The organism is Aquincola sp. J276 (assembly GCF_024700035.1).
In the GTDB taxonomy this organism is placed as follows: Bacteria; Pseudomonadota; Gammaproteobacteria; order Burkholderiales; family Burkholderiaceae_C; genus Aquincola; species Aquincola tertiaricarbonis.
Window position 1 is genome coordinate 523,947 of sequence record NZ_JAJONC010000002.1, and the last position, 25,862, is coordinate 549,808.

Sequence of the window (25,862 nt, forward strand, 5' to 3'; positions counted from 1 at the left end):
CCGGCGCCTGGCTTGCAGGCCGTCCGTGACCTCCGCGGCCGGCCTTCTTTTCGTGGCCGGCCCGCTCGATCAGCCCAGGCCGTACTTGCGCACCTTGCCGTGCAGCGTGGTCTTGGCGGTGTTCAGCGCCTCGGCGGCGCGGGCCAGGCTGCCGCGGTGGCGGTGCAGCTCGCTGGCGATCAGGCTGCGCTCGAAGTCGTCGACCGTCTCGGCCAGGCTGCGCGGGCCGCCGGGCACGGCGGCATCGGCCTCGATCAGGCCTTCGCGCAGCACGCCCAGCACCAGGCAGTCGGCCACGTTGCGCAGCTCGCGCACGTTACCCGGCCAGGCATGGGCCATCAGGCGGCTGAGCTGCGCCGGTGGCAGCTCCGGCTGCGGCCGGCCATAGCGGGCCGCGGCCAGCAGCATGAAGTGCTCCAGCAGCAGCGGAATGTCCTCGCGCCGCTCCCGCAGCGGCGGCAGGTCGATCACCACGACGTTGAGCCGGTAGTACAGGTCGGCGCGGAAGGTGTGCTGGCGGGCACGCTCCAGCAGGTCGTCCTTGGTGGCGGCCACCACGCGGCAGTCCACCGGCGTCTGCACATTGCTGCCCAGGCGCTCGATCACCCGCTCCTGCAGCACCCGCAGCAGCTTGATCTGCACATTGGTCGGCATGCTTTCCAGCTCGTCCAGGAACAGCGTGCCGCCGTGGGCATGCTCGATCTTGCCCACCCGGCGCCGCTGGGCGCCGGTGAAAGCGCCGGGCTCATGGCCGAACAGCTCGCTGTCCAGCAGGTTCTCGGGCAGGCCGCCGCAGTTCAGCGCCACGAAGGGCGCGGCCTGGCGGCGCGACAGCTGGTGCAGCGCCTGCGCCACCAGTTCCTTGCCGCTGCCGGTCTCGCCGCGGATCATCACGTCCACCGGGCTGTCGGCCACCTCGCGCACCAGCCGGCGCACCCGCTCCATCTGCGGCGAGATGCCGATCAGCTTGCCCTCCACGCCCTCCAGCCGCGCCAGCCGCTGCTGCAGGTCGGTGACCTGCAGCGTGAGCCGCCGCTTGTCCAATGCCCGCTGCACCACCTCCACCAGCTGCTCCGGCGAGAACGGCTTGGTGATGAAGTCATAGGCGCCGCTGCGCATGGCCTCCACCGCCATCGCGATGTCGCCATGGCCGGTGATGGCCAGCACCGGCAGGCTGGCGTCCAGCTGCTGGCATCGCTTGATGACCTGCATGCCGTCCAGCCCGGGCAGCCGCATGTCGGTGACCACCACGCCCGGAAAACCGCGCTGCAGCAGCCGCAGCGCGGCCTCGGCGTTGTCGAACTCCTGCACCCGCAGGCCCGCGAACTGCATCGCCTGCACGCAGCCCAGGCGCATGTGGCTGTCGTCTTCGATGATGAGGACAGTGAGATCGGTGTTCATGGAAGAAGGGGGTTGGGTGCGGCCGGCAGCCACAGCGTGAACACGGCGCCGCCTTCGGGCCGGTTGGCCGCGGCGAGGTCGCCGCCATAGTCCTGCGCGATGCCGCGCGAAATCACCAGGCCCAGGCCGAGCCCGCTGCCCGGCGGCTTGGTGGTGAAGAAGGGGGTGAACAGGCCGGCCAGCACCGATGGCGGCAGGCCGCCGCCGCTGTCGGCCACGCGGATGCACACCCGCTCGCCGTCCAGCGTCCGTGCCTCGACCAGCAGCTGCCGGCGCGGGGCGCCATGCATCGCGTCGATGGCATTGCCGATCAGGTTGATGAGCACCTGCTCCAGCCGGTTGCGGTTGCACCAGGCCACCGGGCTGCCGGTCCCGGCGTCCGCCAGCTGCAGCCGGACCTCCACCCGCTCGGCGCGCACCCGCTGGTCGAGCAGGAACAGCGCGCTGCGCAGCGCCGCCGCCACCGGCACCGCCGCCGGCTCCACCGGCGACTTGCGGGCGAAGGCCTTGAACGGATGGATGATGCCGCCCATGCGCTCGACCAGCGTGTCGACGATGGCCAGGTTGCCGTGCGCGCCGTCCAGGTCGCCGCGCCGCATGAATTCGCGCGCATTGCCCGCCAGCGTGCGGATGGCGCCCAGCGGCTGCGCCAGTTCATGGGTGATGCCGGTGGACAGCTGGCCCACCACCGCCAGCTTGGCCGCCTGCACCAGCTCGTCCTGCGCGGCGCGCAGCGTGGCCTCGGCCTGCACCCGCTCGGCCATTTCGCGGCGCAGCTCGCGGTTGGCGTCGGTGAGCGCCCGGGTGCGGCGGGCCACGGTGTCCTCCAGCTCGGCATTCAGCCGCTGAAGCGCCTGCTGGTCGCGCAGCCGCTGGCGCGCGGCGCGGCGGCGCTGCAGCACGGCCAGCAGCACCAGCATGACGACCGCCGCGCACAGCGCGGCCATGGCGCCGGTGCCGCGTGCCCGGGCGCGCACACCGGCCAGGTCGGAGAACAGCAGCAGCCGCCAGTCCATGCCGTCCAGGGTGCGGCCCTGCACCAGCAGGCCGGCGCCATCGCGGGACAGGTTGTCGGCCTCCGGCTGCAGCACCTGGTCCAGCGTCTGCGTGTCGGGCTGCCAGGCCAGCGGCAGCGGCAGCGGGAAGCGGCCCAGCCGGCGGTTGCCGTACATGCCGGTGAGCTCCAAGTCCACCCGCGCCTCCACCGTCAGCGGCTGCATCGTGGTGTACAGCCATTGCGGCCGGGAGGACAGGATCACCACGTCGTTGCGGTCGAGGATGAGCGCGGGCGTGCCCAGCAGCGGAAAAGCCTGGCCGATGTCGGCCAGCGACACCTTGGTGACGGCCACGCCCACCACCCGGTCGCCATCGCGGATGGGATGCGAGAAGAAGTAGCCCGGCGCATCGGCCGCCGTGCCCACTGCGAAGTGCCGCCCGACCCGGCCCGACAGCGCCTCCATGTAGTAGGGCCGGTAGGACAGGTCCTGGCCGAGCTGGCTGTCGTCGGGCTGGCCCAGGTTGCTGCTGGCCAGCACCATGCCGCGCTCGTCGGCGACGAAGACGGCGGTGCTGCCCTGGTGGGCATTCAGCCGGTGCAGCAGATCGTTGGCGGCGGCCACGCGTTCGGGCGGTCGCTGGCGCGCCGGTCCCCGGTACAGCGCCAGCACCGCCGGATGCAGCTGGATGGTGGCGGCGCTGTGCTCCAGCCGGCTGATGCGCCCCTGGGCCGTGGTGGCGAACAGGTCCAGCCGGTGGTTGGTGTCCTCGCGCAGCGCCTGCAGGCCTTGCACATGGCCCCAGCGGTAACCCGCCATGGCGGCCGCTGCCAGCAGCGCGGCGGCGGCAAGCAGGAGCAACACGGACAGGCGCCAGGACATGTGCGCCGATTTTGCCGACTTTGCAGGTAAAAAATGACACGCCCCGGCATTCGGGGCGTGTACTCGACGCGGGCTTGCCTTCCGTCGTTATTCGCGCTTGAACGACAGCGCACCCAGCGCGGACTCGAGCTGCGCGCTCATCGGCAGCCCCAGGCTCACGCCCGACGGCAACTTCTGCAGGAACCAGCGTTTGTAGCGGCGCTCGATCTCGCCGTCCTCCGCCAGCCGGCGCACCGCCTGGTCGATCGCTGCGGCCAGGGCCGGGTCGTCCTTGCGGAACATCACTGCATAGGGGTCGTAGCTGAGGTAGTCGCCCACCACGCGGTAGTCGGCCTGCAGCCGGTGGTGCGCCACCAGGCCGTGCAGCAGCACGTCGTCGGTCGCCAGGGCCTGCACCTGGCCCGATCGCAGCAGCGCCAGCCCGGCCTCATGGTCCGGCGTCACCTGCACCGCCATCGCGATGCCGAAGCGCCGCGACAGCTCACGCACCGCCTTCTCGTTGGTGGTGCCGGAGGTGACGGCCACGCTGCGTTGCGCCAGGTCGCGGAACGACTTCACCGGCGAGCCGCGTGGCACCAGCAGCTTGGTGCCGGCGATGAACAGCGTGGGCGAGAACGCCACCAGCCGCTGGCGCTCCAGGTTGCTGGTGGTGGCGCCGCATTCCAGGTCGGCCTGGCCGGCCACGATGGCCGGGATGCGGCTGTCGGCCGTCACCGGCAGCCAGCGCAGCGCCAGCGTGCGGCCCACCTGCTCGCCCAGCGCCTCCGCCAGCAGCACGCACAGGTCGATGGTGTAGCCGATGGGCTCGCCGCGCGCCGACAGGTAGGAGAACGGCACCGCGTCCGCCCGGTGGGCCAGCGTGATGGCGCCGCTGTCGCGCAGCTTCTTCAGCGTGCCGGTGAGCTCGGCGGGCGCCGCGTCGGTCTGCGCCCGCAGCGGCGTGGCCGCCATCAGCAGCACGGCGGCGGCGGCGGCCAGGCGGCCCGCCGCACGGGCCAGGCGCCGCAGCGGCCGGTGGCGGGCGGCCTCAGCCATGGGCCACCTGGGCCTTGGCGCGGGCGGCGGCATCCAGCGCGGCGGCATGGGCCGCGGCCTGGTCCTCCGGCAGCAGTTCCCCTTCCCACTTGGCTACCACCGCGGTGGCGATGGAGTTGCCCACCGCATTGGTGGCGCTGCGGCCCATGTCCAGGAAGGTGTCGATGCCCAGGATCAGCAGCAGGCCGGCCTCGGGGATGTTGAACTGGTTGAGCGTGGCGGCGATGACCACCAGCGAGGCGCGCGGCACGCCGGCCATGCCCTTGGAGGTGAGCATCAGGATCAGCAGCATGGTGACCTGCGTGGCCACCGGCAGCTCGATGCCGTAGGCCTGGGCGATGAACAGCACGGCGAAGGTGCAGTACATCATCGAGCCGTCCAGGTTGAACGAATAGCCCATCGGCATGACGAAGCTGCTGATCTTGCGGCGCACGCCGAAGCGGTCCAGCGCATCCAGGATCTTGGGGTAGGCGGCCTCGGAGCTGGCGGTGGCGAAGGACAGCAGGAAGGCTTCCTTGATCTGCACCAGCAGCTTGAACACCCGCGGGCCCAGGAACAGGAAGCCGGCACCGATCAGCACCGCCCACAGCACGAACAGGCCCAGGTAGAAGTCGCCCATGAAGACAGCGAACTTCAGCAGGATCTCCAGGCCGTTGACCGCCACGGTGGCGGCCATGGCGGCCATCACCGCCAGCGGCGCGAGCTTCATCACGTAGCCGGTGATCACCAGCATGGCATGCGACAGCTCCTCGATGGCCAGCACCAGGGTCTTGGCCTTGTCGCCCAGCGAGGCCAGCGCCACGCCGAAGAACATCGAGAACACCACGATCTGCAGGATCTCGTTGTGGGCCATGGCCTCGGCGAAGGACTTGGGCACCAGGTGGCTGACGAAGTCCTTCAGCGTGAACTTGGCCGTGGCCAGGTTGGCCGAGGCGCCGATGTCGGGCAGCGGCAGGCCCAGGTTGACACCCGGCTTGAGCAGGTTGGCCATCACCAGGCCCAGCACCAGCGAGATCAGCGAGGCGGTGAAGAACCAGGCCAGCGCCTTGCCGAAGACGCGGCCCACCGACGAGGCGGTGCCCATGTGGGCGATGCCCACCACCAGCGTGGAGAAGACCAGCGGCGCGATCAGCATCTTGATCAGCCGCAGGAACACGTCGGACACGATGGAGATGTAGCCCGCGATCTGCGCGGCCACCTTCTTGTCCGGGAACTCGACGAACACGCCGTAGCCGATGGCGATGCCCAGCAGCATGGCCACCAGGATGTAGACCGCCGCCGGCACCTTCTTCTTTACCGCTGCCCGGGCGCCGTGGCCGCCCCTCCGCTGCTGCTGCCGCTCAATGTCGCGCTGCTCATGCTGCTCTCTCCGTTGGAATGTTGTTGGTGGTGTGTGGGCGGCGCCTACGCGCGGGGCGCGGCGCCGTACTGCAACTCGCGCGTGCCGGTGGCGAGCGCATCGAGGGACTGCACCCAGCTGTCGCCGGGCCATGACAAGGTGGCCTGCCGCATCGCGGGCCGGTAGGTGGCGCTGTACAAGGTGCCGTAGCCGCGTTCCCACGAGGTCTGGTAGAGCGGCGGATGCAGCAACGCGGCCTGCGCATGGGCCAGGCTGGCGCCGTTGTCCAGCAGGCCCTGCAGGTGCTGCTGGCGTTCCAGCGCATGGGTGGCGCGGGCATGCTCGGGCCATTCCACGCGGTGCTGGAAGTTGCTCACCGCGCCGATGCGGGTGACCTCCGTCGGCCGGTCGGGCGACACGAACACCGTGGCCCAGTCGCCCGAGGCATCCAGCAGCGTGACGCTGTAGCACATGCTCACCGGCAGCCGGCGCAGCTGCTGCACCGCCTCGGCGGTGTTGCGCGCCACCTCCAGCACGTAGCGCAGCACCAGCGGAATGCCGAAGCCCTCGCCGGTGACGGTGCGCCCGCCGAAGGCCAGCGTGGCCGCCAGGCCGGATTCGTTCAGGCCGTCGAGCACGCCCCAGCAGCAGTCGCTCATCGCCAGCACCCGCTGGCCGACCCAGCGGGTGGCCATCCATTCGCCTTCCAGCAGCGCGGGGGCGTAGTCGTAGTTGCGCAGCAGGGCTGGCGGCTCCTGGCCCAGCGGATCGACCCACACCGCCTGCGAGCAGCCGGCGATGTAGGGCGGCGGGCACCACAGCGACAGGAAGCGCGATGGCACGTCCTCGCCGCCGGCCAGGGCCACCAGCTTCTCCCAGGTGGGCACCAGCTCGGGCATGTGGTTGCGCAGCGCCCGGCGCGAAGCCAGGTAGCTGGGCCGGTCCACCATGCCGCCGCGCAGGAACCAGGCGCTGTAGCCCGGCCACAGCCGCTCGAAGGCGGCCTGCCACAGCGGGCCGGGTGTGTCCTCGAACAGCGTGCGTAAGCCGACCTGCATCGGTGGGGCAGCGCGGCCGCTCACAGGATCTTGAAGGAGCCGGGGGCCGGCGCCAGCTCGTGCTGGGTGGTGACGATCGGTTTGCCGGCGTAGTGGTTCTGGATGCCACGGATCCAGTCGCGGGCGCGGATGTTGAGCCGGAAGTTGTCGTCCATCGAGCGGCCGCGGGTGATCAGGATGCCGAGGTCGGCGCCTTCGTAGCGGTAGTCCCCCGGGCCGGTGATGCGCAGGAAGAAGGCCTCGCGCTCGTTGTAGATGGCGCGGCGCTCGTAGTCGAAGCGCTGGTAGGCCACGCTGCCGTCCTCGCTCATGAAATAGCCGCGGTAGCCCTCCTCCAGCAGCTGGTTGCCGAAGCGCTCGGCCATCTGCCGGGCCTTCTCGCGCACGCCTTCGGTGAAGGCGCCGGGGAACACCTCGTTGCCGCACCAGCAGCCCTTGTAGGGCGTCAGCTCCCTGGCGCCCACCACCTCGGTCAGCAGCGGCCCCACCAGCGTGCCCGACTGCGTGGCGCAGGCCTCCAGCGTGGCACCGCGGCAGTTGATGCGCTTCATGATCTTGACCTCGGGGTCCTTCACGATCTCGTCGGCATGCCGGTCGAAGTCGGCCTGCGAGCTGATGAAGAAGGTGGTGTGGCCCGAGTCGCCGAAGGCCGTCTGCACCACCAGGTCGCGGCCCAGGCCATTGCGCTCGGCGATGCGCATCAGGTGCCCGTGCGGGATGTTGTCGTCCTGGGCGGACGCCGGCATCTGGATGCCGGCAACGGCGAACGGATTCATGCGTGAGTGGCTTGGAAGGAGGAAGGAATCTGGAGGGAAGGAATGGCGCCGCTAGCCGCCGCGCAAGGCCAGTTCCACGGTGACCAGCAGCGACGCGAAGGCCCGGTCGTCGATGCCCAGGGGATAGGGCAGGCGCACCACGTTGGCCCAGTCGCCCGAGACCGGCAGCAGCAGGCCGCGCTGCATCGCACGGTCCTGCACCTGGCGGGCATAGACGGGGTCGGGATCGCTGCCCTGCATGCACTCGATGGCCAGCATCGAGCCGACGCCGCGGATGTCGGCGATGCGCGGCTGCCAGGCCATGGCGCGGCCCAGCACCGCCAGCAGCTGGCGGCCCAGCTGCTCGGCCCGCTGGCACAGCCGGTGTTCGTCGATCTGGTCGAGCACCGCATGCAAGGCGGCGATGGCGGCTTCGCGGCCCTCGTCGCCGAAGGCGGCCTGGTCGGGCGCCGACTGCATCACCGCGGCCGGCCCGGTGACGATGGCCAGCGGCAGCAGGCCGTCCGGGCCTTCGGCATGCACCACCAGGTCGGCCGCCGCCGCATGGTGGGCCATGGCGAACAGGCGCCCGCTGCGGGCCAGGCCGCAGTGCACCTCGTCGGCCACCAGCAGGATGTGGTGTCGGTCGCAGCGCTCGCGCAGCGCGGCCACGAAGTCCTCGGACAGCAGCATGCCGGCGCCCTCGCCCTGCACCGGCTCGATCACCAGCGCGGCCACGCGCTCGGCGCGCAGTGGGCCCTGCAGCACCGCGTCCAGCCGCTCCAGCACCTGCTCGTCGCGGTCGCCGTGCAGCGGCATGGGCGCGCGCAGCCGCCACACCGGGCCGGCGGGGCGGCCGAACTCGGTCCAGGCCGGCGCGGAGCCCGGCATGCAGCTGCCGGTGAGCTTGATGATGGCCGGCCGGCCGCTGTGGCTGCGGGCGATGCGCAGCGCCGCCTCCATCGCCTGCGCCCCGCTGGCGTAGAAGCCGCTGCGGCTGGGACGCGCACCGGGCGCGGCAGCGGCCAGGCGGGCCGACAGCGCCTGCGCGCCGCCGGCATGCGGCGCGCGGCCCGGGCCGGCCAGCACGCAGGCGGGGCTGCAGCCGGGCGGGCAGTCCGGGCCGCAGGCGGGCAGGCCGCGGCGCGGCCGGGCGGTGGGGAATGGAGCACCCTCCCGCTGCGCGGGATCCCTCCGAGAGGGAGGAGCGCCGCCTTCGGGCGGCCGGGCGGCGGCGACGGATGGAGCACCCTCCCGCTGCGCGGGATCCCGCCGGGCGGGAGGAGCGCCGCCTTCGGGCGGCCGGGCGGCAGCGACGGATGGAGCACCCTCCCGCTGCGCGGGATCCCGCCGAGCGGGAGGAGCGCCGCCTTCGGGCGGCCGGGCGGCGGCGACGGATGGAGCACCCTCCCGCTGCGCGGGATCCCGCTGAGCGGGAGGAGCGCCGCCTTCGGGCGGCCGTGCGGCGGCGACGGATGGTGCACCCTCCCGCTGCGCGGGATCCCGCCGAGCGGGAGGAGCGCCGCCTTCGGGCGGCCGGGCGGCAGCGCTCATGGACGCTCCGCCGGCCGGTCGTTGGGCTCGCGGTAGAGCGCAGCCAGCGCGTCCGACAGCGGCCAGTCGAGGTTCACGCCGCGCGGCGGGATGGGCTGGCGGAACCAGCGCTCATGCAGGCGCCGCGCCTCGCCGGAGCGCATCACCCGCGCCAGCGCATCGTCCACCACGCGCTTGAAGGCCGGGTCGCCGGCGCGCAGCATGCACGCATAGGCCTCGTACGACATCGGCGTGCCCACCACCTGCCAATCCGCCGGCCGGCGGGCCTTCGCCCGTTCGCCGTACAGCAGCGCGTCGTCCATCATGAAGGCGGCGGCCCGGCCGCTGGCCAGCAGGCGGAAGGAGTCGCCATGGTCCTTGCCGGCCAGCACATGCACGCCGGCCGACTGCTGCTCGATCCAGCGGCGCAGCAGCCGCTCGGCCTGGGTGCCGGCGGTGACCACCACCGTCTTGCCGGCCAGGTCGGGAAAGTCGCGGATGCCCGAATCGGCCGCCACCAGCAGCCGGGTGCTGACGATAAAGATGCTGTGCGAGAAGGCCACCTGCGCCTCGCGCTCGATGGTGTGGGTGGTGGAGCCGCATTCCAGGTCCACCGTGCCGTTGATCACCAGCGGCATGCGGTTGTGCGAGGTGACGGGCACCAGCCGGATGGTCAGCGCCGGCAGCCGCAGCGACTGGCGCACCGCCTCGGCCACCCGCAGCGCCAGTTCGTGCGAATAGCCCACCACCTGGTGCTTCTCGTCGTAGTACGAGAACGGCACCGACGACTCCCGGTGGCCCAGGCTGATGGTGGCAGTGGCGGCGATGCGCTCCAGCGTCGGCGAGCCGGGGGCATCGGCGGCGGCCGGGCCCGGCGCGGCCATGGCCCAGGCCACGCCCATGGCGGCGGTACCGGCCCGCAGTGCGGTGCTCCAGCTCATCGAGTCCCCCTCCTCCCGTGCCATGACCCTGGATGGGCGGCATCTGCACCCTGCTTTGCAGCGCGCGTGCCAGATGCGGAGCTTTCACGCCTTCAGCGCCAAGTGCTTGATCGGGCGGGGTTTTTCGCCGGCCGGCGATGACGGGCGACGGGCGTTTCTTCGAACTTCCGAACGCCGGGCCCGGCGGGCGTACGCGTTCCCGGGCGTCAGCCGGTCAATGACCGCTGCCGTCGGGCGCGCTGCCAGCAGCGTCCGGCCAGCCACAGCACCAGCAGCAGGTTCAGCACCACCACTGCCGCGCCCGCCATGCCGGGCCGGTGCAGCAGGTGGCGCAGCTCCAGCGGCAGGTACAGCGCGCCCGACACCGCGCCCAGCCATTCGCCCCAGGCCGCGCCGTGCCACAGCGCCCAGGCCTCCGCCCAGCGCAGGGCCACGTAGCCGGCCACCGCCAGCAGCAGCCACTGGGTGGGCGTGTGCTGCAGGCGGTCCAGCTCGCCCAGCAGCAGCGCGGGATAGTGCGCGCCGGGGCTCAGGCCCACATGGCCGATGAGCGACAGCGCCAGCCGGTGCAGGTCGTGGTGCAGCAGCCCCAGCAGGCCCAGGCCGGCGGCCAGCGCGACGGCACCCTTCAGCGCCTCGAAGCCGGCCACCGTGCGCAGCGCGCCGCGGGCCTTCAACGGGTGAGCCCCAGGATCTGCATCAGCCGTGCGGCATTGCGCTGGCCCTGGTCTTCCATGTTGTTGTTGAACACCACGTGGGTGGCGAGCACCCGCTCGGCCAGCTTGCGGATGTGCACCGCCAGCTCTTCCAGCTCCGCATCGGGATAGTCGTAGTTGAAGCGCTCGCTGGCCGAGGCGGCATCCTTGATGTTCCAGGTCTCGGCATTGCGGCCATGCAGCCGCACCACCGCCAGGTGCGGATTGGTCACCTCCCAGTGCGCGCCCACGCTGTTGGCGAAGCCCTGCGGCTCGTCCAGCACCACGTTGACCAGCGCCCGCTCCTTCTCGAACTCCAGCGTGGCAGCGGCCTGGGTCGGCAGGAACCAGCTCTGGTGGCGGAATTCCACCGCCACCAGGTGATCGGTCAGGCGGGCGCGCACCTCGTCCAGGTGCTCCCGCGCCTGCGCCGACTGCACGAACCACGGCGGGAACTGGAAGTGCAGCGCCCCCAGCTTGCCGGCCGCCCGCAGCGGCTGCAGCGCCTCCAGGAAGCTCTGCCACATCAGCTCGCGCAGCTCGGGCGCCAGGTCGGCGTAGTAGACGTTCTTGCGGGTGAAGGCGCCCAGCGCGGCACGCACCACCATCGGCAGCGCATCCACCGGCGTCTGGTGGCCGGTGAAGAGCCGGAAAGCCTTGACGTTGAACACGAAGTCGGCCGGCGTGCGCTCGGCCCACAGCTGCGCGTTGGTCGCCGAAGGCAGGCCGTAGTAGCTGCTGTTGACCTCCACCAGCGGGAAGCGGCTGGCGTAGTGCCGCAGGCGCGCCTCGGCCGAATTGCAGCCCTTGGGGTAGAAGCGGCCGCACTTGATCAGCGTGGGATCGGTCCAGCTGGCGGTGCCTACCAGGATGCGGTGGGCGCCGGCCGGCAGCAGCGGCTGCAGCCGGGGCTCGGGCAGCGGCTCGGGCGCCACCTCGGGCGCGGCCTGCGGCGCCTGGGCCGGCGTGCCGGGCACCACCACCGGCTCCGGCAGGTCGGTCAGCGTGATGGAAGCGGTGGGACGGTCAGCGGGCGGCGTGGGCTGCATGCGGCGTATCTCCTTCCGGCTTCAAGCGTACGCGCCACCGCGCGCATGTGCTTGTCCACAGATGTTGTGGACAACTCGGTGGACAAGCGGTGGGTGGCGTGGCCAAAGCGGCGCCGCACCGGGGCTGGCCGCCCGTTGCTGCCGGATGAGGCAGGCGGTGGACGCGCGCTGCGCGGCCTGCAACGCGTCAGCGGCCGTCGCCGTCGGCGTCGCCTGGCAGGGCACGCTCCATGCGGTCGCTCGCCCGCTGCCAGGCGTCGCGGCTGGCGCCCTGGGCATGTGCCCATTCCAGGCGGGAGCTGCCGCGGCGCTGGCCCCAGTCGCGCGACAGCTCGGGCTCCACCTCGTCGAAGCTGCGGCCCGGGTAGCTGTTGAAGGCCGCAACCCCCAACCCATAGGCGGGGCCGTAGTCGTCGAAGCTGGAGCCGGGCGGCACATAGGGGCGGCTGCTGTAGTTGTCGCGCCAGTAGGCTTCCTCGGCGGTGGGGTCGATCTGCTCGGCCACCGCCTTGCCGGCCAGGCCGCCCACCACGGCACCGACGGCGGCGCCCACCAGGGTGCCCACCGGCCCGGCGATGGTGCCGGTGGCCGCGCCGGCGGCCGCACCGCCCACCATCGCGCCCACGCCGGTGCCCACCGGGTGGCTGCCGGGGGCGCCGGTGATCGGGTCGCGGTTGGCGTCGCGGTCGCTGGGATCGGTCGTGCGGTTCATGGCGGACTCCTGTTGGCGTTGGTCGAACCTGCACCTTAGGCCGGGCCACTCAGCCTGCCCATGCGCCGCCGGCCCGCCCGCGGCCCGGCCACCGCCCCGCCGCGCCATCGGACGCGGCCTACGCGCCTGTTTGAGCGAACGCAAACGCAGCCCGGGCCGGCGGCCGCAGCATGGCGGCATGGGCAGACGCATCCTCCTGCTGCAAGGCCATCCCGATCCGGCGCCGCACTTCGGCCATGCACTGGCGGACGCCTATGCCGACGGTGCGGCCGATGCAGGCCACGAAGTGCGCCGGCTGACGCTGGCCACGCTGGACTTCCCGCTGCTGCGCCGCAAGGCCGAGTGGGACAGCGGCCCGGTGCCGCCGGCGCTGCTGCCGGCGCAGGCGGACATCGCCTGGGCGCAGCACCTGGTGATCTTCTTCCCGCTGTGGCTGGGCGGCATGCCGGCGCTGCTCAAGGGCTTCCTGGAGCAGGTGGCGCGGCCCGGCTTCGCCATCGGGCCGATCCACGGCCATGCCCAGCCGCAGAAGCTGCTGAGCGGGCGCTCGGCGCGGCTGGTGGTCACCATGGGCATGCCGGCCCTGGTGTACCGCTGGTACTTCCGCGCGCACAGCCTGAAGGCGCTGGAGCGCAACATCCTCGGCTTCGTCGGCATCGCGCCGATCGACGAGACGCTGGTCGGCCGCGTGGAGGCGCTCACGCCGGCCCAGCGCAGCCGGCTGCTGGCGCGGCTGCGCCGGCTGGGCGCCGCAGCCAGCTGAGCTGGGTCGCCACGCCCCCCGGGGGCGCCGCTGGCCTTGGAGTCGTCGGCGCTTTCGGTACCTTCTTCCTCGTTGCCAACCCATGGGCCTCGCCTTGGTGTCCTTCGCTGAAATGAAGCGCGGTGCCGGGCTGGCCGTGCGGAAGGCGGTGTCGCGCCTGAAGTCGCGCGGCCTGGCAGGCCATCGAGCGCGGCGACACCGCCGGCGCCCGCGAGACCGCCGCGCAGCACATGCGCAATGCCGCCGCCCGCATCGAGCTGGCCGACCCCGGCTTCTGGCAGCACGACGGCGGCCGCCTGGCCGAGGTGCTGATGGAGCACCTGCCCACCCGCCCGCTGGCCGCGCGCCGCCCGGGCGTCTGAGCTTCCAACCTATGGCATGACAGCCCCGCCGCCGCGATGGCGGTGCTGCAGGAGCTGGAGGAAACTGCCCGCCTGTGGTCGATGGCCCGGCCCGCGCCGCTGGCCGACGCGCAGATCGACGAATTGCGCCGCCAGTTCAACGCGAGCTGGTGAACGCGCCCCCTTGAAGGACACCGCATGCCCCGCTTCGCCGCCAACCTCTCGATGCTCTACAACGAGCATGCCTTCCTCGACCGCTTCGACGCCGCCGCGCAGGACGGCTTCACCGCCGTCGAGTACCTGTTCCCCTACGCGTTCGCCGCCGACGAAGTGGCCGCGAAGCTCCAGGCCGCCGGCCTGCAGCAGGTGCTGTTCAACGCCCCGCCCGGCGATTGGGAGGCGGGCGAGCGCGGCATCGCCTGCCTGCCCGGCCGCGAGGCGGAGTTCGCCGCAGGCCTGGCCAAGGCACTGGCCTATGCGCAGGCGCTGCAGTGCCCGCGGGTGCATGTGATGGCCGGCCTGCTGCCGCAGGGCCGAACCCGCGCGCAGCTGCGGCCCACCTATGTGGCCAACCTGCGGCATGCCGCGGCCGAGGCGGGCAAGGTGGGCGTGAACATCCTGATCGAGCCGATCAACGAGCGCGACATGCCCGGCTTCTTCCTCAACCGGCAGGACGACGCCCATGCGCTGGTCGACGAGATCGGCGCGCCCAACGTGAAGGTGCAGATGGACCTCTATCACGCGCAGATCACCGAAGGCGACCTGGCGACGAAGATCCGTCGCTATCTGCCCACCGGCCAGGTGGGTCACCTGCAGATCGCCGGCGTGCCGGAGCGGCATGAGCCCGACATCGGCGAGATCCACCACCCTTACCTGTTCAAGCTGCTGGACGACCTCGGCTACGACGGCTGGATCGGCTGCGAATACCGGCCGCAGCGCGGCGCGGTGCAAGGCGGCACCTCGCAGGGCCTGGGCTGGCTGGCGCCCTACCTGCGCAAGTAGGGGCGGCGCGCCTGCCGGCAGGCGCGCTGATTGCCGCGCTGCACTCCACAACCAGGAGACAGCGATGACCGACAGCGCCCACACCACCCCGGTGCCGCCCGACCAGCAGCGCGAGAACCTGCTGGATGCCCAGCGCAAAGCCCACCAGGACGAGCCGCGCAACTTCAAGGAAGACGCGCTGGACGACAAGGTGGTCAGCATCGAGCCCGACGGCACCGGCCCCAGTTCCACCGAGACGATGGATCCGGACGTGGATCGGGACAAGGGCAGCGGCAATCCCACGGGTGCGGGCTGACGGCTGTAGCGCTCTCCCGACGCCGCGCGGCCGGCGGGCGTCCACGGGCCCGGCAGGTTTGGGGCCGGATAACCGTGGCCAGGTCAGCACCGTCCACCTGTCCGCCTCCTCCACCGAGTACACCGGGGATGACGCCGACTTCCGGGTGTCGGGCCACGGCTGTGACCGGCACCGAGCTGGAGGCCGGCCTGGACCCGATCGACACCGCCGCCTTCGTCACCGCGGTGAGCTTTACCGGCGACGAAATGTTCACCGGCACGCCGGCGCCCGCGCCGCTGAGCCGGTGCCGGTGCCGGCACGGTGATACTGGTGGCTGTACCATCCCTCAAGGACACCGTCTTGCGCCCTGACCTCGCTCCTCCCCGCCGGCCGGCCGGCCGGCTGGCCGCCTTGCTGGCCGCCCTTCTTGCCAGCACCGCCGCCCAGGCCCAGGACAACGGCGCCAGCCTGCCGCTGTGGGAGATCGGCGGCGTGGCCTTCGGTGTCTCGCAGCAGGCCTACCCGGGCTCGGACGAACAGGTCAACCGCGCGCTGGCCCTGCCCTACGTGATCTACCGCGGCAAGTACCTGCGCGCGGACCGGCAGACGGCCGGGCTGCGGGCCATCAAGACCGACCGGCTGGAGTTCGACATCGGCTTCGCCGGCGCCTTCGGCTCCAGTTCCGACGACATCGACGCCCGCCGCGGCATGCCCGACCTGGGCACGCTGGTCGAGTTCGGCCCGCGCATCAAGTGGAAGCTGGGCGAGGCGATGGGCGGGCGCTGGCGGCTGGACCTGCCGCTGCGCGGCGTGTTCGACCTGAGCGACGACCTGGCGCACCGCGGCTGGTCGCTGGAGCCGGAGATCGACTTCGAGCGCCGGCTGGCCAACGGCTGGAACTGGGGCGCCTCGGCCGGCCTGCTGATCGGCGACCGCCGCCTGGCGCGCACGCTGTACGGCGTGGCGCCGGCCTATGCCACCAGCGACCGCCCGGCCTACGAGGCCTCGGCGGGTCTGGTGGCCTGGCGGCTGCAGACCACCGTGTCCAGCCCCGCCTGGCGCGACTGGCGGCTGTTCGGCTTCGCGCGGCTCGACAGCGTCAGCGGCGCCGCCAACCGCGACAGCCCGCTGGTGCGCCGCACCACCGGCGGCACGGTAGGCCTGGGCGTGGCCTACACCTGGATGCGGTCGGACGCGCGGGCGTTCGACTGAGCACGGCGAATCGGGCCGCCGCTCAGCCCTCGTAAGCCTTGGCCGCCGCCAGCAGCGCCGGCGTGCCGATCACCTGGTTCAGCCCGTCGAAGTCCAGCATCCGGCCGCGCATCGGCGCGGTGCTGCCGGTGCTCGCGCAGGCTGGCGTAGTAGTCCTGCAGCTGGCGCACCACGAAGCGGGCGGTGCCGCCGGGGAAGATGACGATGCGAAAGCCGCGGCGGCCGAGTTCTTCGGCGCCGAGGATCGGCGTCTGGCCGCCTTCGACCATGTTGGCCAGCAGCGGCAGGCGGTGCGCCAGGCGCGCGCAGGCGGCATCCATGTCCTCGGGTGTGCGCAGGGCCTCGACGAACAGCGCGTCCACGCCGCAGTCGGCATAGGCCTCGGCGCGGTCCAGCGCGGCTTCCAGGCCTTCCACACCCGCCGCGTCGGTGCGCGCCAGGATCAGCGTGCCGGCTGAGCGGCGCGCATCGAGCGCCGCGCGCAGCTTGCCGCACATCTCCTGCACCGGCACCACGGCCTTGCCCGCCAGGTGCCCGCAGCGCTTGGGGAAGGTCTGGTCCTCCAGCTGGATCATGGCGGCGCCGGCGCGCTCCAGCAGCCGCACGGTGCGCTGGGTGTTGATGGCATTGCCGTAGCCGGTGTCGCCGTCCACGATCACCGGCCGCTGGATGCGGTCGGTGATGCGGGCCAGCACGTCGGCGGTCTCGGTGGCGGTGGTGAGGCCCACGTCGCTGCGGCCCAGCAGGCTGTAGGCCACCGCGCCGCCCGAGAGGTACACCGCCTCGAAGCCGGCCTGCTCGGCCAGCAGCGCGGTCAGCGGGTCGTAGACGCCCGGGGCCAGCAGCGCCCGCGGCTGCGCCAGCCGCTGCTGCAGCATCGTCGGCGCGCTCATTCCACCTTGGCCCCGGTGAGCTGCACCACCTTGCGCCAGCGCTCCACCTCCTCCTGCAGGAAGGCGCCGAACTCGGCGGCGCTGCTGCCCACCGGCTCCAGGCCCTCGCCCATCAGGTGCTTGCGCATCACCTCGCCGGTGGCGGCGGCGCGGGCTGCGGCGGCCACGCGCTGCGCATCGGCAGGCTTGATGCCGGCCGGGCCCAGCAGGCCGTACCAGGAACCGTAGTCGAAGCCGGGAAACAGCTCGGCCACCGGCGCCGCATTCGGATAGGCGGCCACGCGCTGCGCGGTGCTCACGGCCAGCACCTTGAGCTTGCCGCCCTTGACCAGTTCCTGCGCCGAGGCCACGTTGCTGAACACCAGGTCCACCTGGCCGCTCATCGCGTCGGTCAGGGCCGGCCCGGCGCCCTTGTAGGGCACCGACACCGCGCTGATGCCGGCCTGGGTCTTCAGCATCTCGCCAGCCAGGTGGTTGGCGCTGCCGACGCCGGCCACGCCGATGCTGAGCTGGTTCTGCCGGCTCTTGGAGGAGGACAGCAGCTCGCGCAGGCTGGCGGCCGGGAAGTCGGGCCGCGTGACCAGCAGCAGTGGCGAGCGGGCGATCAGGCTCAGGGCGGTGAAGTCCTTCAGCGGATCGAACGGCAGCTTGGGGAACAGCGAGGCATTGATCGCATGGCTGGTGTAGCAGACCAGCAGGCTGCCCAGGTCGGGCTCCGCCTTGGCCACCGCGCCGGCGGCGATGTTGCCGGCGGCGCCGGGCCGGTTGTCCACGATGAACTGGCGCTGCAGCCGCGGCCCCAGCTCGGTGGCGAGGGCGCGGGCCACCAGGTCGGTGCCACCTCCGGGCGTGGCGCCCACGTACAGCCGGGTGGTCGGGTCGGCGGCGAAGGCGCGGCCCGAGGCCCAGCAGGCGGCGCCGGCCGCAGCGAGGAAGTGGCGTCGTTGCATCGTGTGTCTCCGTTCGTTCTCGTGGTCAGGCGGCAACCGAGACCGGCCGTACCAGCGGGCGCACCCTGCAGGGCATCTCCATCGCCGCGGCCTGGCGTTGCTCGAAGTCGAGGAACTCGCGCGTCATGCCGCTGCCGTACAGGCCGCCGCGCACCGCGCCCGCGCGCACGTCGCCGAAGTACTCGGCCCAGTCGGGCGGAAGCGGCTGCGATTGCGGCAGCGCCAGCCACAGGCGGAACAGGTGGCGCTTCAGGTCGGGCTCGTCATGGTCCTCGAAGTCGGTGCGCGAATGCAGCGTGAGGTAGTTGTTCAGCAGTTGCAGGTCGCCCGGCTCCAGCCACATCGAGAAGCACAGCGCCGGGTCCTGCATCAGCACGTCCAGCAGGTCCAGCACCTCGACCTGCTGCGGCGTCAGGCGCGGCACCTCGGGAAGTCGCGCTGCGCGGCCATCACGTTCTTGCGGTTGGTGCGCATCGCGAAGTGGCCCTGCGCACTGCCGACCAGCGGGCACATGTAGTAAGGCGGTGCGTCCGGATGCTGCGCACCCTGGTAGCTGTGGAACCACGGGCCCTGCAGCACCGCCAGCAGGTCGGGGCGGCGGCGGCCCAGCTCCTCCACCACGGCCATCGAGCTCACCACCTTGCTCTCGCCGCCGCGCTTGGCCGCGCGCCGGCACAGCAGCGCCACCACGTCGGCCGAATCGCAATGGAAGTCGAGCCCGGCATTGGTGTTGTAGCCGCGGCCGTTGGTGCCCTTGTAGCTGCCGCCTTCGTTGCGCACGTCGGCGATGAAGTCGCTGGCGCGGTTCTGCGTGCGGGCCACGCCCATGTGCAGGCCGATGCCCCAGCAGGCCAGCCGGGCCTCGTGCTCGTTCCAGCGGTCCACCGGCAGGCCCTTGAGCAGGCACATGCCCCAGCGGCCCTGCGTGGTGGCGGCCGCGCGCTGCAGTGCCGCGCGGGAGGCCGCCGGCAGCGGAAAGTCCTGCGGCGCCATCGCGAGCCAGGGCTTGTCGGCGGTGCGCGCATGGCGCAGTGCGGCATCGAAGCCTTCGGCTTCCTCGGCGCTCAGGCGCTGGGTCCAGCCGGTGTCGGCGGCAGCCTGGTCGGCGCGCCAGGCAGCGGCGGTGGGCAGCTCGGTCATCGTGTGTTCCTGTGGCAGTGCTTGCATGACGGACGAGTCTAGGCTTGCGCTAGATCAAGAAAAAGCGACGAAAATTCGTCAACCACATAAGGAATGCTGATGAAGATCGCCGCCTTCGCCACGCTGGATGCGGTGCTGCGCGGCGGCTCCTTTGCCGCCGCCGCGATGGAGATGAACCTCACGCCCAGCGCGGTGAGCATGCAGATGAAGCAGCTCGAGCGTTACCTGGGCCAGACGCTGTTCGACCGCTCGGGCCTACAGGTGCGGCCCACGCCGGCCGCGCGCGAGGTGGCCGCCAGCATGCAGGAGGGCCTGCAGCGGCTGGCGGTGCTGCGCCGCCAGGTGTCGGTGGCGGTGGAAGGCACGGTGCGTCTGGGCATCATCGAATCGATGCAGCCGGTGCTGCTGCCCGGCACGATGAAGATCCTGCGTGAGCGTTATCCCAGGCTGGACCTGCGCCCGCTGCGCGGACGCAGCGCCGGCCTGACCGAAGCGGTCAAGGCCGGCAGCCTGGACGCGGCGGTGGTGGCGCAACCGGAAAAAGGCGGCCTGGCCGGCCTGCGCTGGCATGCGCTGGAACGCCGCGAGCTGGTGGCCATCGCGCCGCCCAATGCGGCGGAGCCGTCCATCGCCGCCCTCTTCCGCCAGTACGACTGGATCCGCTACGACCGCGGCACGGTGACCGGCGCGATGGCGGTGCGCTACGCCACCGCGCACCTGCGCGACAAGCATCCCTCGATCGAGTTGGACAACGTGCCGGCCATCGTGGCGATGGTGAGCGCAGGGCTGGGCGTGTCCATCGTGCAGCTGTCCGACCCCGGCATCACCATGGCCTACCCGGTGCGGCTGCTGCGGCTGGGCCGCGGCGCGCCGGCGCTGCAGATCTCGCTGGTGATGCGCAAGGCCGACGCCGACGACCGCCGGCTGCTGGCCCTGCAGGGCGCGATGGCGGAGACGCTGTCGTCCCCGCTGCGCCGGCGGGCGGTCACGGCGCTGGGTTGACGGCCGGCCTGCGCCGCCGCGCGGCCACGCCCAGCGCGGCCAGGCTGGCACCCACCAGCGCGAGCGAGCCCGGCTCGGGCACCGTGTGGCCGATGAGGTCGGAGGTGCTCACCACCGTCCAGGCCGGCACCGCGGGATCGGACTGGAAGGTGTTGGACACCCGGAAGTCCGACAGGCCGCCCACCCCGTTGGCGATGGTGTTGGTGTCGAACAGCGCCTGCGCCTCGCCGCCCACCACGCTCAGCACGCCCTGCCCCTGACCGGCGAAGTTGGTGTTGGTGAAGGTGTTGAGGTAGGTGGAGCTCTGCCCCAGCGCGGTGGCGTCCACGCCCAGGTCGAAGGCCAGCGCCAGCCACAGCACGCCGCCGGTGATGCCGGTGTACTGGTCGACGCCGGTGCGCCCGGCCACGCCCAGGCCGGCCGCGGCGGCGTAGGTGTCGGCCGTGCCGCGGTAGATGTCCATGCGTCCGCCCACCGCGAAGGTGCGGGTCAGGCGACGGCTGGCATCGAAGGGGTCGGCGGCCACCATCACGTCGTGGTCCGATAGGCCGTAGAACATCGCGGTGAGGTAGTCGCCGCCTTCGCCCTGGGTCCACAGCGTGGTGGAACCGCGCAGGATGCGCGAGACGCTGAACACGCCCCAGGTGTCCTCGCTGCCCACGGCGCCGGCTGCGCTGCCGCCCGGGGGCAGCGCGGCGTCGCAGCCGGCCACGCTGGTGCACACCTGGCCGGGCGTGTCGCCATAGGCGGTGGAGCCCATGTCCAGGTTGCCCAGCTCCATCTTGATGTCGCCGTGCACCGCCGTCAGCGGCCCGGCCAGCGCCGGCGGGCTGCCGGCCAGCATGCCGGCGCCCAGCGCCGCGGCCAATGCCCAATGCCTGCTCTTCATGTATAAGTCCTCCTGTCACGTCGTCAATCCGACCCCGCCCCCATGGCGCGGGTCACTCCACGTACGCAAACTTCCTCTCGTGGTCCAGAGGCGGCCCGAAGCCGCAGTCGTGCGGCCGCCGCAGCACCAGCTGCAAGGCCGCGCTGCCCTGCCGCAGGCCGGCCAGTTGTCTAGACAAGCTGTCTTCCAGCGTCGCCAGCTCGGCGTCGCTGCAGGCGTCGGCGGCCTGCACCAGCAGCTGGCCCTCGGCCTGCAGGCGGAAGGCGCCTGTGAGGCGGCGCGCCACAGCGGCATCGGCATACAGACATTCCTTGATGCGCTCGACCGAAGGCCGCCCGGCCGCGCGGTCGCGCCGCCGGCCATGCACCAGCAGCCAGGGCAGCACCGGTGGCGGCAGCCCCAGCGACTGGCAGGCGGCGGCGGCACAGGCCGGCGGCACCAGGCGCGCCAGGTCGCCGGTGGCATAACGCGGCAGCAGCAGCGGCGTGCGCGGGTCCAGCAGCGTGACCACCAGCTCGCCATCGCCCCGGGCATCGGTGGCCACCGTCTCCACATGGCAGCGCTGGGCATCGAAGCAGAACAGGCTGGGCAGGCCATCGGCGTCCTCCAGGTCCTGCAGCCCCGGCCAGCGGGCGCCCGCCTGCAGCGCCTGCCGCACCGCGATGCAGGCCGCATCCTCGAAGAACAGGTGCAGGCCGAGTTCGCCGATGCCCATGGACGAGACGACCAGGCGGCCGTCACCCGGCGTGATGCGCAACGCATCGGCGATGAAGCGGCGCTGCGGTTCCACCAGCATCTCCTCGCCCAGCACCATGCTGGCGCGCAGGCGCGGCCAGTCGAGATCGATCTGCTCGGCATGCGCCAGCAGCCGGCGCACGAAGAGCGGGTCGGTGCACACCACCACCTGCTGGTAGCTCGGGCCCAGCTGCTGCATCAGGGCGCAGGCCATGTCCTCGCGCACGCTGACATTGGCCACGGTGGCCGATTCGGCGTCGAAGGTGACGCCCATCGGCAGGCAGTTCACCACCAGGGTGCTGCGCTCGTCGGCGCGGAACATCTGCTGCAGGCCCAGGTCGACGGCGGCGCGGGCGCTGCGCATCTCGCCGCGGGTGCTCAGCTTGAAGCCGAACACCGCGCCGCCCCGGCCAGAGCTGGTGAGCGCCTGCCCGATGTCCTGCGTGCGCAGGCCGCCGGCCAGCTCCTCCAGCGGATGGCGGGCGAAGCTGCAGTCCTTGTCCAGCACCGGCAGTGCGGCCAGCGGCGGCAGCGGCGCCACCAGGCTGATGCCGTGTTCCAGCAGCAGCCGCCGGTAGGCCGGGCTGCGCTGGCGCGCGCGCTCTGCAATGCCCTGCGCGCGCTGCAGCGACAGCCGCAGCGCCTGCTCCACGCCCACCGCACCGGCGCGGCGCAGCAGCGCTCGCCGTTGCTGCCTGCGCAGCCAGGGGCCGATCATGGCGCGGCCTCCCGCGCCGCATCGGGCAGCAGCAGCCAGTGCATCAGCGCCGGATTGCGCAGCGGCAAGGTCTGCTCCAGTTCATGCAGGTCCTGCCGGTAGGTCGCGACCGGGCCGTAGTAGTCGCGCTCGCTGCCGATGCACTCGAAGCTGAAGCCGAACCGCTCCAGCGACAGCGGCAGGAAGCCCTCCATCGCCGCATACCAGGTGTGGATGCCGGCCCGGCGGCTGTACTGGAACATCTGGCGGTACAGGCTCAGCACGATCTGCGCGGAGCCCTGGCGACGCTCATGCGGCATCGGGCCAGCGCTGCGCTCGTCGGTCACGCCGGCCAGCGTGTCGCCGCGGCGTCGGCGGTAGTCGCGGCGCACCATCAGGCGGCTGACCTCGGCGGCCTGGCCGCCCCGCAGCAGCCGCACGCCGCGATGCAGCGCGGCGCCATGCTGCTCGAACGGATAGGGCTCGTCCTGCGAGCCGGAGAACACGAGCCGCGCCAGACCGACCAGCTCGCCCTGGAGGTTGCAGGCGCCGAAGTGCGCGGCATCCGCGTCGTGCGCATCGTGCTCGCAGCCCTGCGGGTGGTCGGCGGCGTCGAGGTAGCCGCACTCGCTGCAGTACACGTCGAAGCGCAGCCGGTGCAGTGGCTGCAGGTCGGGCACGGCCTGCTCGCCCGCCGCCAGGCTGCCGTGGCGGCCCGCACGCCAGCAGCGGCTGCGGAAACAGGGCGCGAAGTCGGTGCTCATGGCGGTCGATGGGCGGCGGATGGACACGCCACCAATCTAGGAACCCGCCGTTGAAGCAGCGTTGAAACCGGCGCCCTCGGGCGCCGGCATCAGCAGGTTTCAGCTTGCTTCAGGCATTCCGGGTGCAGCCCCGGAGACGGCCGCCCGGGCGGCCGGTGCAGCTCACAGCCGCTCGAACACCGCGGCGATGCCCTGGCCGCCGCCGATGCACATCGTCACCAGCGCATAGCGGCCGCCGGTGCGCTGCAGCTCGTACAGCGCCTTGGTGGCGATGAAGGCGCCCGAGGCGCCGATCGGGTGGCCGAGCGCGATGGCGCCGCCGTTGGGGTTGGTCTTGGCCATGTCCAGCTCCAGCCCGCGCGACACCGCGATGGCTTGCGCCGCGAAGGCCTCGTTGCTTTCGATCACGTCGAGCTGGTCGATGCTCAGGCCGGCCTTCTTCAGCGCGATGCGCGTGGCCGGGATCGGGCCTTCGCCCATGATCTCGTTGGGCACGCCGGCCACCGCATAGCTCACCAGCCGGGCCATCGGCTTGTAGCCGGCGGCCTGCGCCACCGAGGCATCGGCCAGCACGAAGAAGGCCGCGCCGTCGTTGATGCCGGAGGCATTGCCCGCCGTCACCGAGCCGTCCTTCTTGAAGGCCGGCTTCATCCTGGCCAGCGTCTCCAGCGTGGTGGCAGGCTTCACATGCTCGTCGGTGTCGAAGGTGACCTCGCCCTTCTTCGTCTGCTTGACGATGGGCACGATCTGCGACTTGAAGCGGCCCTCGGCGATGGCGGCGGCGGCGCGGCGATGCGACTCCACTGCCAGCGCGTCCTGCTCTTCGCGGGTGATGCCCCACTTGGCCACCAGGTTCTCGGCGGTGATGCCCATGTGGCCGACGCCGAACGGATCGGTCAGCGTGGCCACCATCATGTCGATCAGCTTGGTGTCGCCCATGCGGGCGCCGCTGCGCATCGCGGGGCTCAGGTAGCCGCCGCGGCTCATCACCTCCACGCCGCCGCCGATGCCGTAGTCGCAATCGCCCAGCAGGATGTTCTGCGCCGTGGTGACGATGCCCTGCAGGCCCGAGGAGCACAGCCGGTTGACCGACATCGCCACCGAGTCCATCGGCAGGCCGGCCTGGATGGCGGCCACGCGGGCCACGTAGGCGAAGCGGCTCTCGGTGGGGATGGTGTTGCCCACCGTCACGTAGTTGATGAGACGCGGGTCGACGCCGGAGCGCTCGACCGCCGCCTTCATCACGGTGCCGGCCAGCTCGGCCGGCTCCATGTCGGCCAGGGATCCGTTAAAGGTGCCGATGGCCGAACGGGCGGCGCTGAGGACGACGACATCACGAGTGCTCATTGCAATGACTCCGGTGCAGGATGGAACGGATGGATGTGACGCATTTCACACCCATCTTGTCATGCAGGCCATGCGTGGTTTCTGCGATGGCTCAACAGTCGGCGCCGCTGCACGGCGATGCGGCCGCCGGCGTACGCCGCGGCTTCATCACCAGCGCCCAGCCCGGTTCGCCCTCGGGCGACCAGTACAGGCGGCCGTCCAGGCCCAGCAGCAGCTCGCGCCGCGAGACCGACTGCTGCACGTTGCCGCCCACCGCCTGCGCCCGCAGTGCCTGGCCGTCCACCGACACCACGATGTCGCAGTGCATCGGCGTGACGCCCTCGCCCTCCCCGCCGCCGCGGATCTCATGCAGGCCGATCTGGCGCTGCCGCGCTTCCTCGGTGCGCACGCCGCACACCAGGTCGCCGGGCGCCAGGGTGGTGGGCGTGGGCAGCACCTCGAAGGCGGAGGTCTGCCCGTCTCTTGCGGCCACCACGTACTGCGCATGCGCGGCGCTGAAGCGGAACTCCCGCGGGCCGAAGCCGGCCTCGCGCATCACCGCGCTGACGAAGGCGGCCGACCATGGCGCGGTGCGCTGCGGCCGCCCGGCCTCCGCGGGCCAGATCGCCTGGCAGCGGTCGGGCTGGGGGCAGGCATGGCGCTCGGTCCCGCTGCCGCCGCGGCCCAGCGCGCGCCAATAGTCGTTGACCACCGGGCACAGCGCCGCCGACTGCTCGCGCCCGCAGCCGTCGTCCACCGGCTGGCAACTGCCGTCGGCCAGCACGCCGCAGCTTTCGCCGCCGGGCTGCTGCAGCACCCAGGCACCGCCCCAGCGCCGCCACTGCGCATCGGCCGCCGCGACGATGGCCGCCACCTGCTGCGGCCCCACGGTGGTGGGTGGCACGCGGCCGCCGCGGGCAGCGCAGCCAGCCAGCAACACCACCGCGCCCGCGGCCAGCAGCACCGGGGCCCACCGCCCAAGCAGGAAGAAACACCGTGAAAACATGCGACGTGTAGGAAGTTGCCTGACAAGGGGGTTGGAACAACCGGGACCGAATGCACAGAGATGGGCCACTGTCGCCCCCCTGTTCCGGGTTCTAAAGTTCCTTCCATCGCAGCACGCACCGCAACGCTGCAACCCCAGGAGCCCGACATGACCGCCGACCAGATCCTCGCCGAAATTCGTGAAGCCAACCTCAGCTACCTGATGCTGGCCCAGAGCCTGATCCGCGCCGACCGCGAGCAGGCCCTGTACCGCCTGGGCATCAGCGAGGACACGGCCACGCTGATCGGCACGCTGTCGGCCGCGCAGATCATGAAGATCGCCTCGGGCAACACGCTGCTGTGCCGCTTCCGCATGGACGATGAGCTCGTGTGGAACCTGCTCACCAGCCATGGCAAGGCCTCGGCCAACGACGCGGTCAACCGCCTGCACGCCTCCATCCTGATGGCCGGCCGCCACCAGGAAGCCGCCTGAAC

26 protein-coding genes and 2 pseudogenes are annotated in these 25,862 nt (G+C 71.9%); 8 read left to right on the plus strand and 20 right to left on the minus strand.

The window, feature by feature from the left end:
- Positions 1-69: 69 nt before the first annotated feature.
- The 11 genes from LRS14_RS20225 to LRS14_RS20275 all read right to left on the minus strand — a co-directional run bounded on the left by LRS14_RS20225 (position 70) and on the right by LRS14_RS20275 (position 12,395).
- Complete coding sequence (locus LRS14_RS20225; protein WP_257800830.1) at positions 70-1,401, minus strand: sigma-54 dependent transcriptional regulator; 1,332 nt, start codon at positions 1,399-1,401, stop codon at positions 70-72.
- Positions 1,398-3,260 (minus strand): ATP-binding protein, encoded by a 1,863-nt coding sequence (locus LRS14_RS20230; RefSeq protein ID WP_257800831.1) that lies wholly within the window; start codon positions 3,258-3,260, stop codon positions 1,398-1,400. Before LRS14_RS20230 ends, LRS14_RS20225 begins: the two co-directional genes overlap by 4 nt.
- A gap of 105 nt (positions 3,261-3,365) precedes the next feature.
- On the minus strand, positions 3,366-4,313 hold the full coding sequence (locus LRS14_RS20235) for an amino acid ABC transporter substrate-binding protein (protein ID WP_257800832.1): 948 nt from the start codon (positions 4,311-4,313) through the stop codon (positions 3,366-3,368).
- A complete protein-coding gene (locus LRS14_RS20240; RefSeq protein ID WP_257800833.1) occupies positions 4,306-5,598 on the minus strand; it encodes a dicarboxylate/amino acid:cation symporter in 1,293 nt (430 codons plus the stop codon). Before LRS14_RS20240 ends, LRS14_RS20235 begins: the two co-directional genes overlap by 8 nt.
- A 119-nt stretch (positions 5,599-5,717) precedes the next feature.
- On the minus strand, positions 5,718-6,710 hold the full coding sequence (locus LRS14_RS20245) for a C45 family autoproteolytic acyltransferase/hydolase (RefSeq protein ID WP_257800834.1): 993 nt from the start codon (positions 6,708-6,710) through the stop codon (positions 5,718-5,720).
- 20 nt (positions 6,711-6,730) lie between these two features.
- On the minus strand, positions 6,731-7,486 hold the full coding sequence (locus LRS14_RS20250) for a hypothetical protein (protein ID WP_257800835.1): 756 nt from the start codon (positions 7,484-7,486) through the stop codon (positions 6,731-6,733).
- Positions 7,487-7,537: 51 nt separating this feature from the next.
- Entirely contained in the window at positions 7,538-8,554 is a 1,017-nt protein-coding gene (locus tag LRS14_RS20255) for an aminotransferase class III-fold pyridoxal phosphate-dependent enzyme (protein WP_257800836.1), read from the minus strand.
- 461 nt (positions 8,555-9,015) lie between these two features.
- Positions 9,016-9,900 (minus strand): glutamate/aspartate ABC transporter substrate-binding protein, encoded by an 885-nt coding sequence (locus tag LRS14_RS20260; protein WP_404977621.1) that lies wholly within the window; start codon positions 9,898-9,900, stop codon positions 9,016-9,018.
- 245 nt (positions 9,901-10,145) lie between these two features.
- Complete coding sequence (locus tag LRS14_RS20265; RefSeq protein ID WP_046114392.1) at positions 10,146-10,616, minus strand: DUF2127 domain-containing protein; 471 nt, start codon at positions 10,614-10,616, stop codon at positions 10,146-10,148.
- Positions 10,613-11,683 (minus strand): DUF72 domain-containing protein, encoded by a 1,071-nt coding sequence (locus LRS14_RS20270; protein WP_083440722.1) that lies wholly within the window; start codon positions 11,681-11,683, stop codon positions 10,613-10,615. Before LRS14_RS20270 ends, LRS14_RS20265 begins: the two co-directional genes overlap by 4 nt.
- Positions 11,684-11,870: 187 nt before the next feature.
- Positions 11,871-12,395 carry a glycine zipper domain-containing protein gene (locus tag LRS14_RS20275; protein ID WP_046114391.1) on the minus strand — a complete coding sequence of 175 codons (525 nt, stop codon included), beginning with the start codon at positions 12,393-12,395 and terminating at the stop codon, positions 11,871-11,873.
- A gap of 178 nt (positions 12,396-12,573) precedes the next feature.
- Between LRS14_RS20275 and LRS14_RS20280 the strand changes: the two genes are divergently transcribed.
- The 6 genes and pseudogenes from LRS14_RS20280 to LRS14_RS20305 all read left to right on the plus strand — a co-directional run bounded on the left by LRS14_RS20280 (position 12,574) and on the right by LRS14_RS20305 (position 15,987).
- Entirely contained in the window at positions 12,574-13,158 is a 585-nt protein-coding gene (locus LRS14_RS20280; protein WP_257800838.1) for an NAD(P)H-dependent oxidoreductase, read from the plus strand.
- A gap of 230 nt (positions 13,159-13,388) precedes the next feature.
- Positions 13,389-13,520, plus strand: a complete 132-nt coding sequence (locus LRS14_RS20285; protein ID WP_257800839.1) for a hypothetical protein — start codon at positions 13,389-13,391, stop codon at positions 13,518-13,520.
- Positions 13,521-13,526: 6 nt separating this feature from the next.
- Positions 13,527-13,673: pseudogene (locus LRS14_RS20290) on the plus strand (aldolase); the annotation flags it as partial.
- A gap of 24 nt (positions 13,674-13,697) precedes the next feature.
- Positions 13,698-14,501, plus strand: coding sequence for a 2-oxo-tetronate isomerase (otnI, locus tag LRS14_RS20295; protein WP_257800840.1), 804 nt, complete (start codon positions 13,698-13,700; stop codon positions 14,499-14,501).
- A gap of 64 nt (positions 14,502-14,565) precedes the next feature.
- Positions 14,566-14,796, plus strand: a complete 231-nt coding sequence (locus LRS14_RS20300) for a hypothetical protein (protein WP_046114388.1) — start codon at positions 14,566-14,568, stop codon at positions 14,794-14,796.
- 339 nt (positions 14,797-15,135) lie between these two features.
- Positions 15,136-15,987, plus strand: coding sequence for a MipA/OmpV family protein (locus tag LRS14_RS20305; protein ID WP_257800841.1), 852 nt, complete (start codon positions 15,136-15,138; stop codon positions 15,985-15,987).
- Positions 15,988-16,009: 22 nt separating this feature from the next.
- Here the strand turns inward: LRS14_RS20305 and LRS14_RS20310 are convergent.
- The 4 genes and pseudogenes from LRS14_RS20310 to LRS14_RS20325 form a co-directional block, all read right to left on the minus strand.
- Positions 16,010-16,880, minus strand: a pseudogene (locus LRS14_RS20310) (oxaloacetate decarboxylase).
- Positions 16,877-17,830, minus strand: a complete 954-nt coding sequence (locus LRS14_RS20315; RefSeq protein ID WP_046114385.1) for a tripartite tricarboxylate transporter substrate-binding protein — start codon at positions 17,828-17,830, stop codon at positions 16,877-16,879. The pseudogene LRS14_RS20310 and the gene LRS14_RS20315 overlap by 4 nt, the downstream one beginning before the upstream one ends.
- Before the next feature lie 25 nt (positions 17,831-17,855).
- Positions 17,856-18,254 carry a TauD/TfdA family dioxygenase gene (locus LRS14_RS20320; RefSeq protein ID WP_257800842.1) on the minus strand — a complete coding sequence of 133 codons (399 nt, stop codon included), beginning with the start codon at positions 18,252-18,254 and terminating at the stop codon, positions 17,856-17,858.
- Positions 18,242-18,970, minus strand: a complete 729-nt coding sequence (locus LRS14_RS20325) for a TauD/TfdA family dioxygenase (protein ID WP_257800843.1) — start codon at positions 18,968-18,970, stop codon at positions 18,242-18,244. Before LRS14_RS20325 ends, LRS14_RS20320 begins: the two co-directional genes overlap by 13 nt.
- A 99-nt stretch (positions 18,971-19,069) precedes the next feature.
- On the opposite strand from LRS14_RS20325, the gene LRS14_RS20330 reads away from it, so the two are divergent.
- Complete coding sequence (locus LRS14_RS20330) at positions 19,070-19,972, plus strand: LysR family transcriptional regulator (protein ID WP_046114383.1); 903 nt, start codon at positions 19,070-19,072, stop codon at positions 19,970-19,972.
- Here LRS14_RS20330 and LRS14_RS20335 read toward each other — a convergent pair.
- The 5 genes from LRS14_RS20335 to LRS14_RS20355 form a co-directional block, all read right to left on the minus strand.
- Positions 19,956-20,861 (minus strand): PEP-CTERM sorting domain-containing protein, encoded by a 906-nt coding sequence (locus LRS14_RS20335; protein ID WP_257800844.1) that lies wholly within the window; start codon positions 20,859-20,861, stop codon positions 19,956-19,958. The genes LRS14_RS20330 and LRS14_RS20335 overlap by 17 nt on opposite strands.
- 52 nt (positions 20,862-20,913) lie before the next feature.
- Complete coding sequence (locus LRS14_RS20340; RefSeq protein ID WP_257800845.1) at positions 20,914-22,314, minus strand: hypothetical protein; 1,401 nt, start codon at positions 22,312-22,314, stop codon at positions 20,914-20,916.
- A complete protein-coding gene (locus LRS14_RS20345; RefSeq protein WP_257800846.1) occupies positions 22,311-23,057 on the minus strand; it encodes a PEP-CTERM/exosortase system-associated acyltransferase in 747 nt (248 codons plus the stop codon). Before LRS14_RS20345 ends, LRS14_RS20340 begins: the two co-directional genes overlap by 4 nt.
- Positions 23,058-23,219: 162 nt before the next feature.
- Complete coding sequence (locus tag LRS14_RS20350; protein WP_257800847.1) at positions 23,220-24,404, minus strand: acetyl-CoA C-acyltransferase family protein; 1,185 nt, start codon at positions 24,402-24,404, stop codon at positions 23,220-23,222.
- Positions 24,405-24,495: 91 nt separating this feature from the next.
- The gene (locus LRS14_RS20355) at positions 24,496-25,389 is read right to left on the minus strand and encodes a DUF2272 domain-containing protein (protein WP_257800848.1); all 894 of its coding nucleotides are present in this window, start codon (positions 25,387-25,389) and stop codon (positions 24,496-24,498) included.
- A gap of 147 nt (positions 25,390-25,536) precedes the next feature.
- Between LRS14_RS20355 and flhD the strand changes: the two genes are divergently transcribed.
- On the plus strand, positions 25,537-25,860 hold the full coding sequence (flhD, locus tag LRS14_RS20360; protein WP_250194931.1) for a flagellar transcriptional regulator FlhD: 324 nt from the start codon (positions 25,537-25,539) through the stop codon (positions 25,858-25,860).
- Positions 25,861-25,862 lie beyond the last annotated feature (2 nt).

Coding starts and splice junctions, on each gene's coding strand:
- LRS14_RS20225 (WP_257800830.1), bottom strand. CDS start 1,401: ATGAACACCGATCTCACTGTCCTCATCATCGAAGACGACAGCCACATG.
- LRS14_RS20235 (WP_257800832.1), bottom strand. CDS start 4,313: ATGGCTGAGGCCGCCCGCCACCGGCCGCTGCGGCGCCTGGCCCGTGCG.
- LRS14_RS20245 (WP_257800834.1), bottom strand. CDS start 6,710: ATGCAGGTCGGCTTACGCACGCTGTTCGAGGACACACCCGGCCCGCTG.
- LRS14_RS20250 (WP_257800835.1), bottom strand. CDS start 7,486: ATGAATCCGTTCGCCGTTGCCGGCATCCAGATGCCGGCGTCCGCCCAG.
- LRS14_RS20260 (WP_404977621.1), bottom strand. CDS start 9,900: ATGGGCGTGGCCTGGGCCATGGCCGCGCCGGGCCCGGCCGCCGCCGAT.
- LRS14_RS20270 (WP_083440722.1), bottom strand. CDS start 11,683: ATGCAGCCCACGCCGCCCGCTGACCGTCCCACCGCTTCCATCACGCTG.
- LRS14_RS20275 (WP_046114391.1), bottom strand. CDS start 12,395: ATGAACCGCACGACCGATCCCAGCGACCGCGACGCCAACCGCGACCCG.
- LRS14_RS20280 (WP_257800838.1), top strand. CDS start 12,574: ATGGGCAGACGCATCCTCCTGCTGCAAGGCCATCCCGATCCGGCGCCG.
- LRS14_RS20285 (WP_257800839.1), top strand. CDS start 13,389: ATGCGCAATGCCGCCGCCCGCATCGAGCTGGCCGACCCCGGCTTCTGG.
- otnI (WP_257800840.1), top strand. CDS start 13,698: ATGCCCCGCTTCGCCGCCAACCTCTCGATGCTCTACAACGAGCATGCC.
- LRS14_RS20300 (WP_046114388.1), top strand. CDS start 14,566: ATGACCGACAGCGCCCACACCACCCCGGTGCCGCCCGACCAGCAGCGC.
- LRS14_RS20315 (WP_046114385.1), bottom strand. CDS start 17,830: ATGCAACGACGCCACTTCCTCGCTGCGGCCGGCGCCGCCTGCTGGGCC.
- LRS14_RS20325 (WP_257800843.1), bottom strand. CDS start 18,970: ATGACCGAGCTGCCCACCGCCGCTGCCTGGCGCGCCGACCAGGCTGCC.
- LRS14_RS20330 (WP_046114383.1), top strand. CDS start 19,070: ATGAAGATCGCCGCCTTCGCCACGCTGGATGCGGTGCTGCGCGGCGGC.
- LRS14_RS20335 (WP_257800844.1), bottom strand. CDS start 20,861: ATGAAGAGCAGGCATTGGGCATTGGCCGCGGCGCTGGGCGCCGGCATG.
- LRS14_RS20340 (WP_257800845.1), bottom strand. CDS start 22,314: ATGATCGGCCCCTGGCTGCGCAGGCAGCAACGGCGAGCGCTGCTGCGC.
- LRS14_RS20345 (WP_257800846.1), bottom strand. CDS start 23,057: ATGAGCACCGACTTCGCGCCCTGTTTCCGCAGCCGCTGCTGGCGTGCG.
- LRS14_RS20350 (WP_257800847.1), bottom strand. CDS start 24,404: ATGAGCACTCGTGATGTCGTCGTCCTCAGCGCCGCCCGTTCGGCCATC.
- LRS14_RS20355 (WP_257800848.1), bottom strand. CDS start 25,389: ATGTTTTCACGGTGTTTCTTCCTGCTTGGGCGGTGGGCCCCGGTGCTG.
- flhD (WP_250194931.1), top strand. CDS start 25,537: ATGACCGCCGACCAGATCCTCGCCGAAATTCGTGAAGCCAACCTCAGC.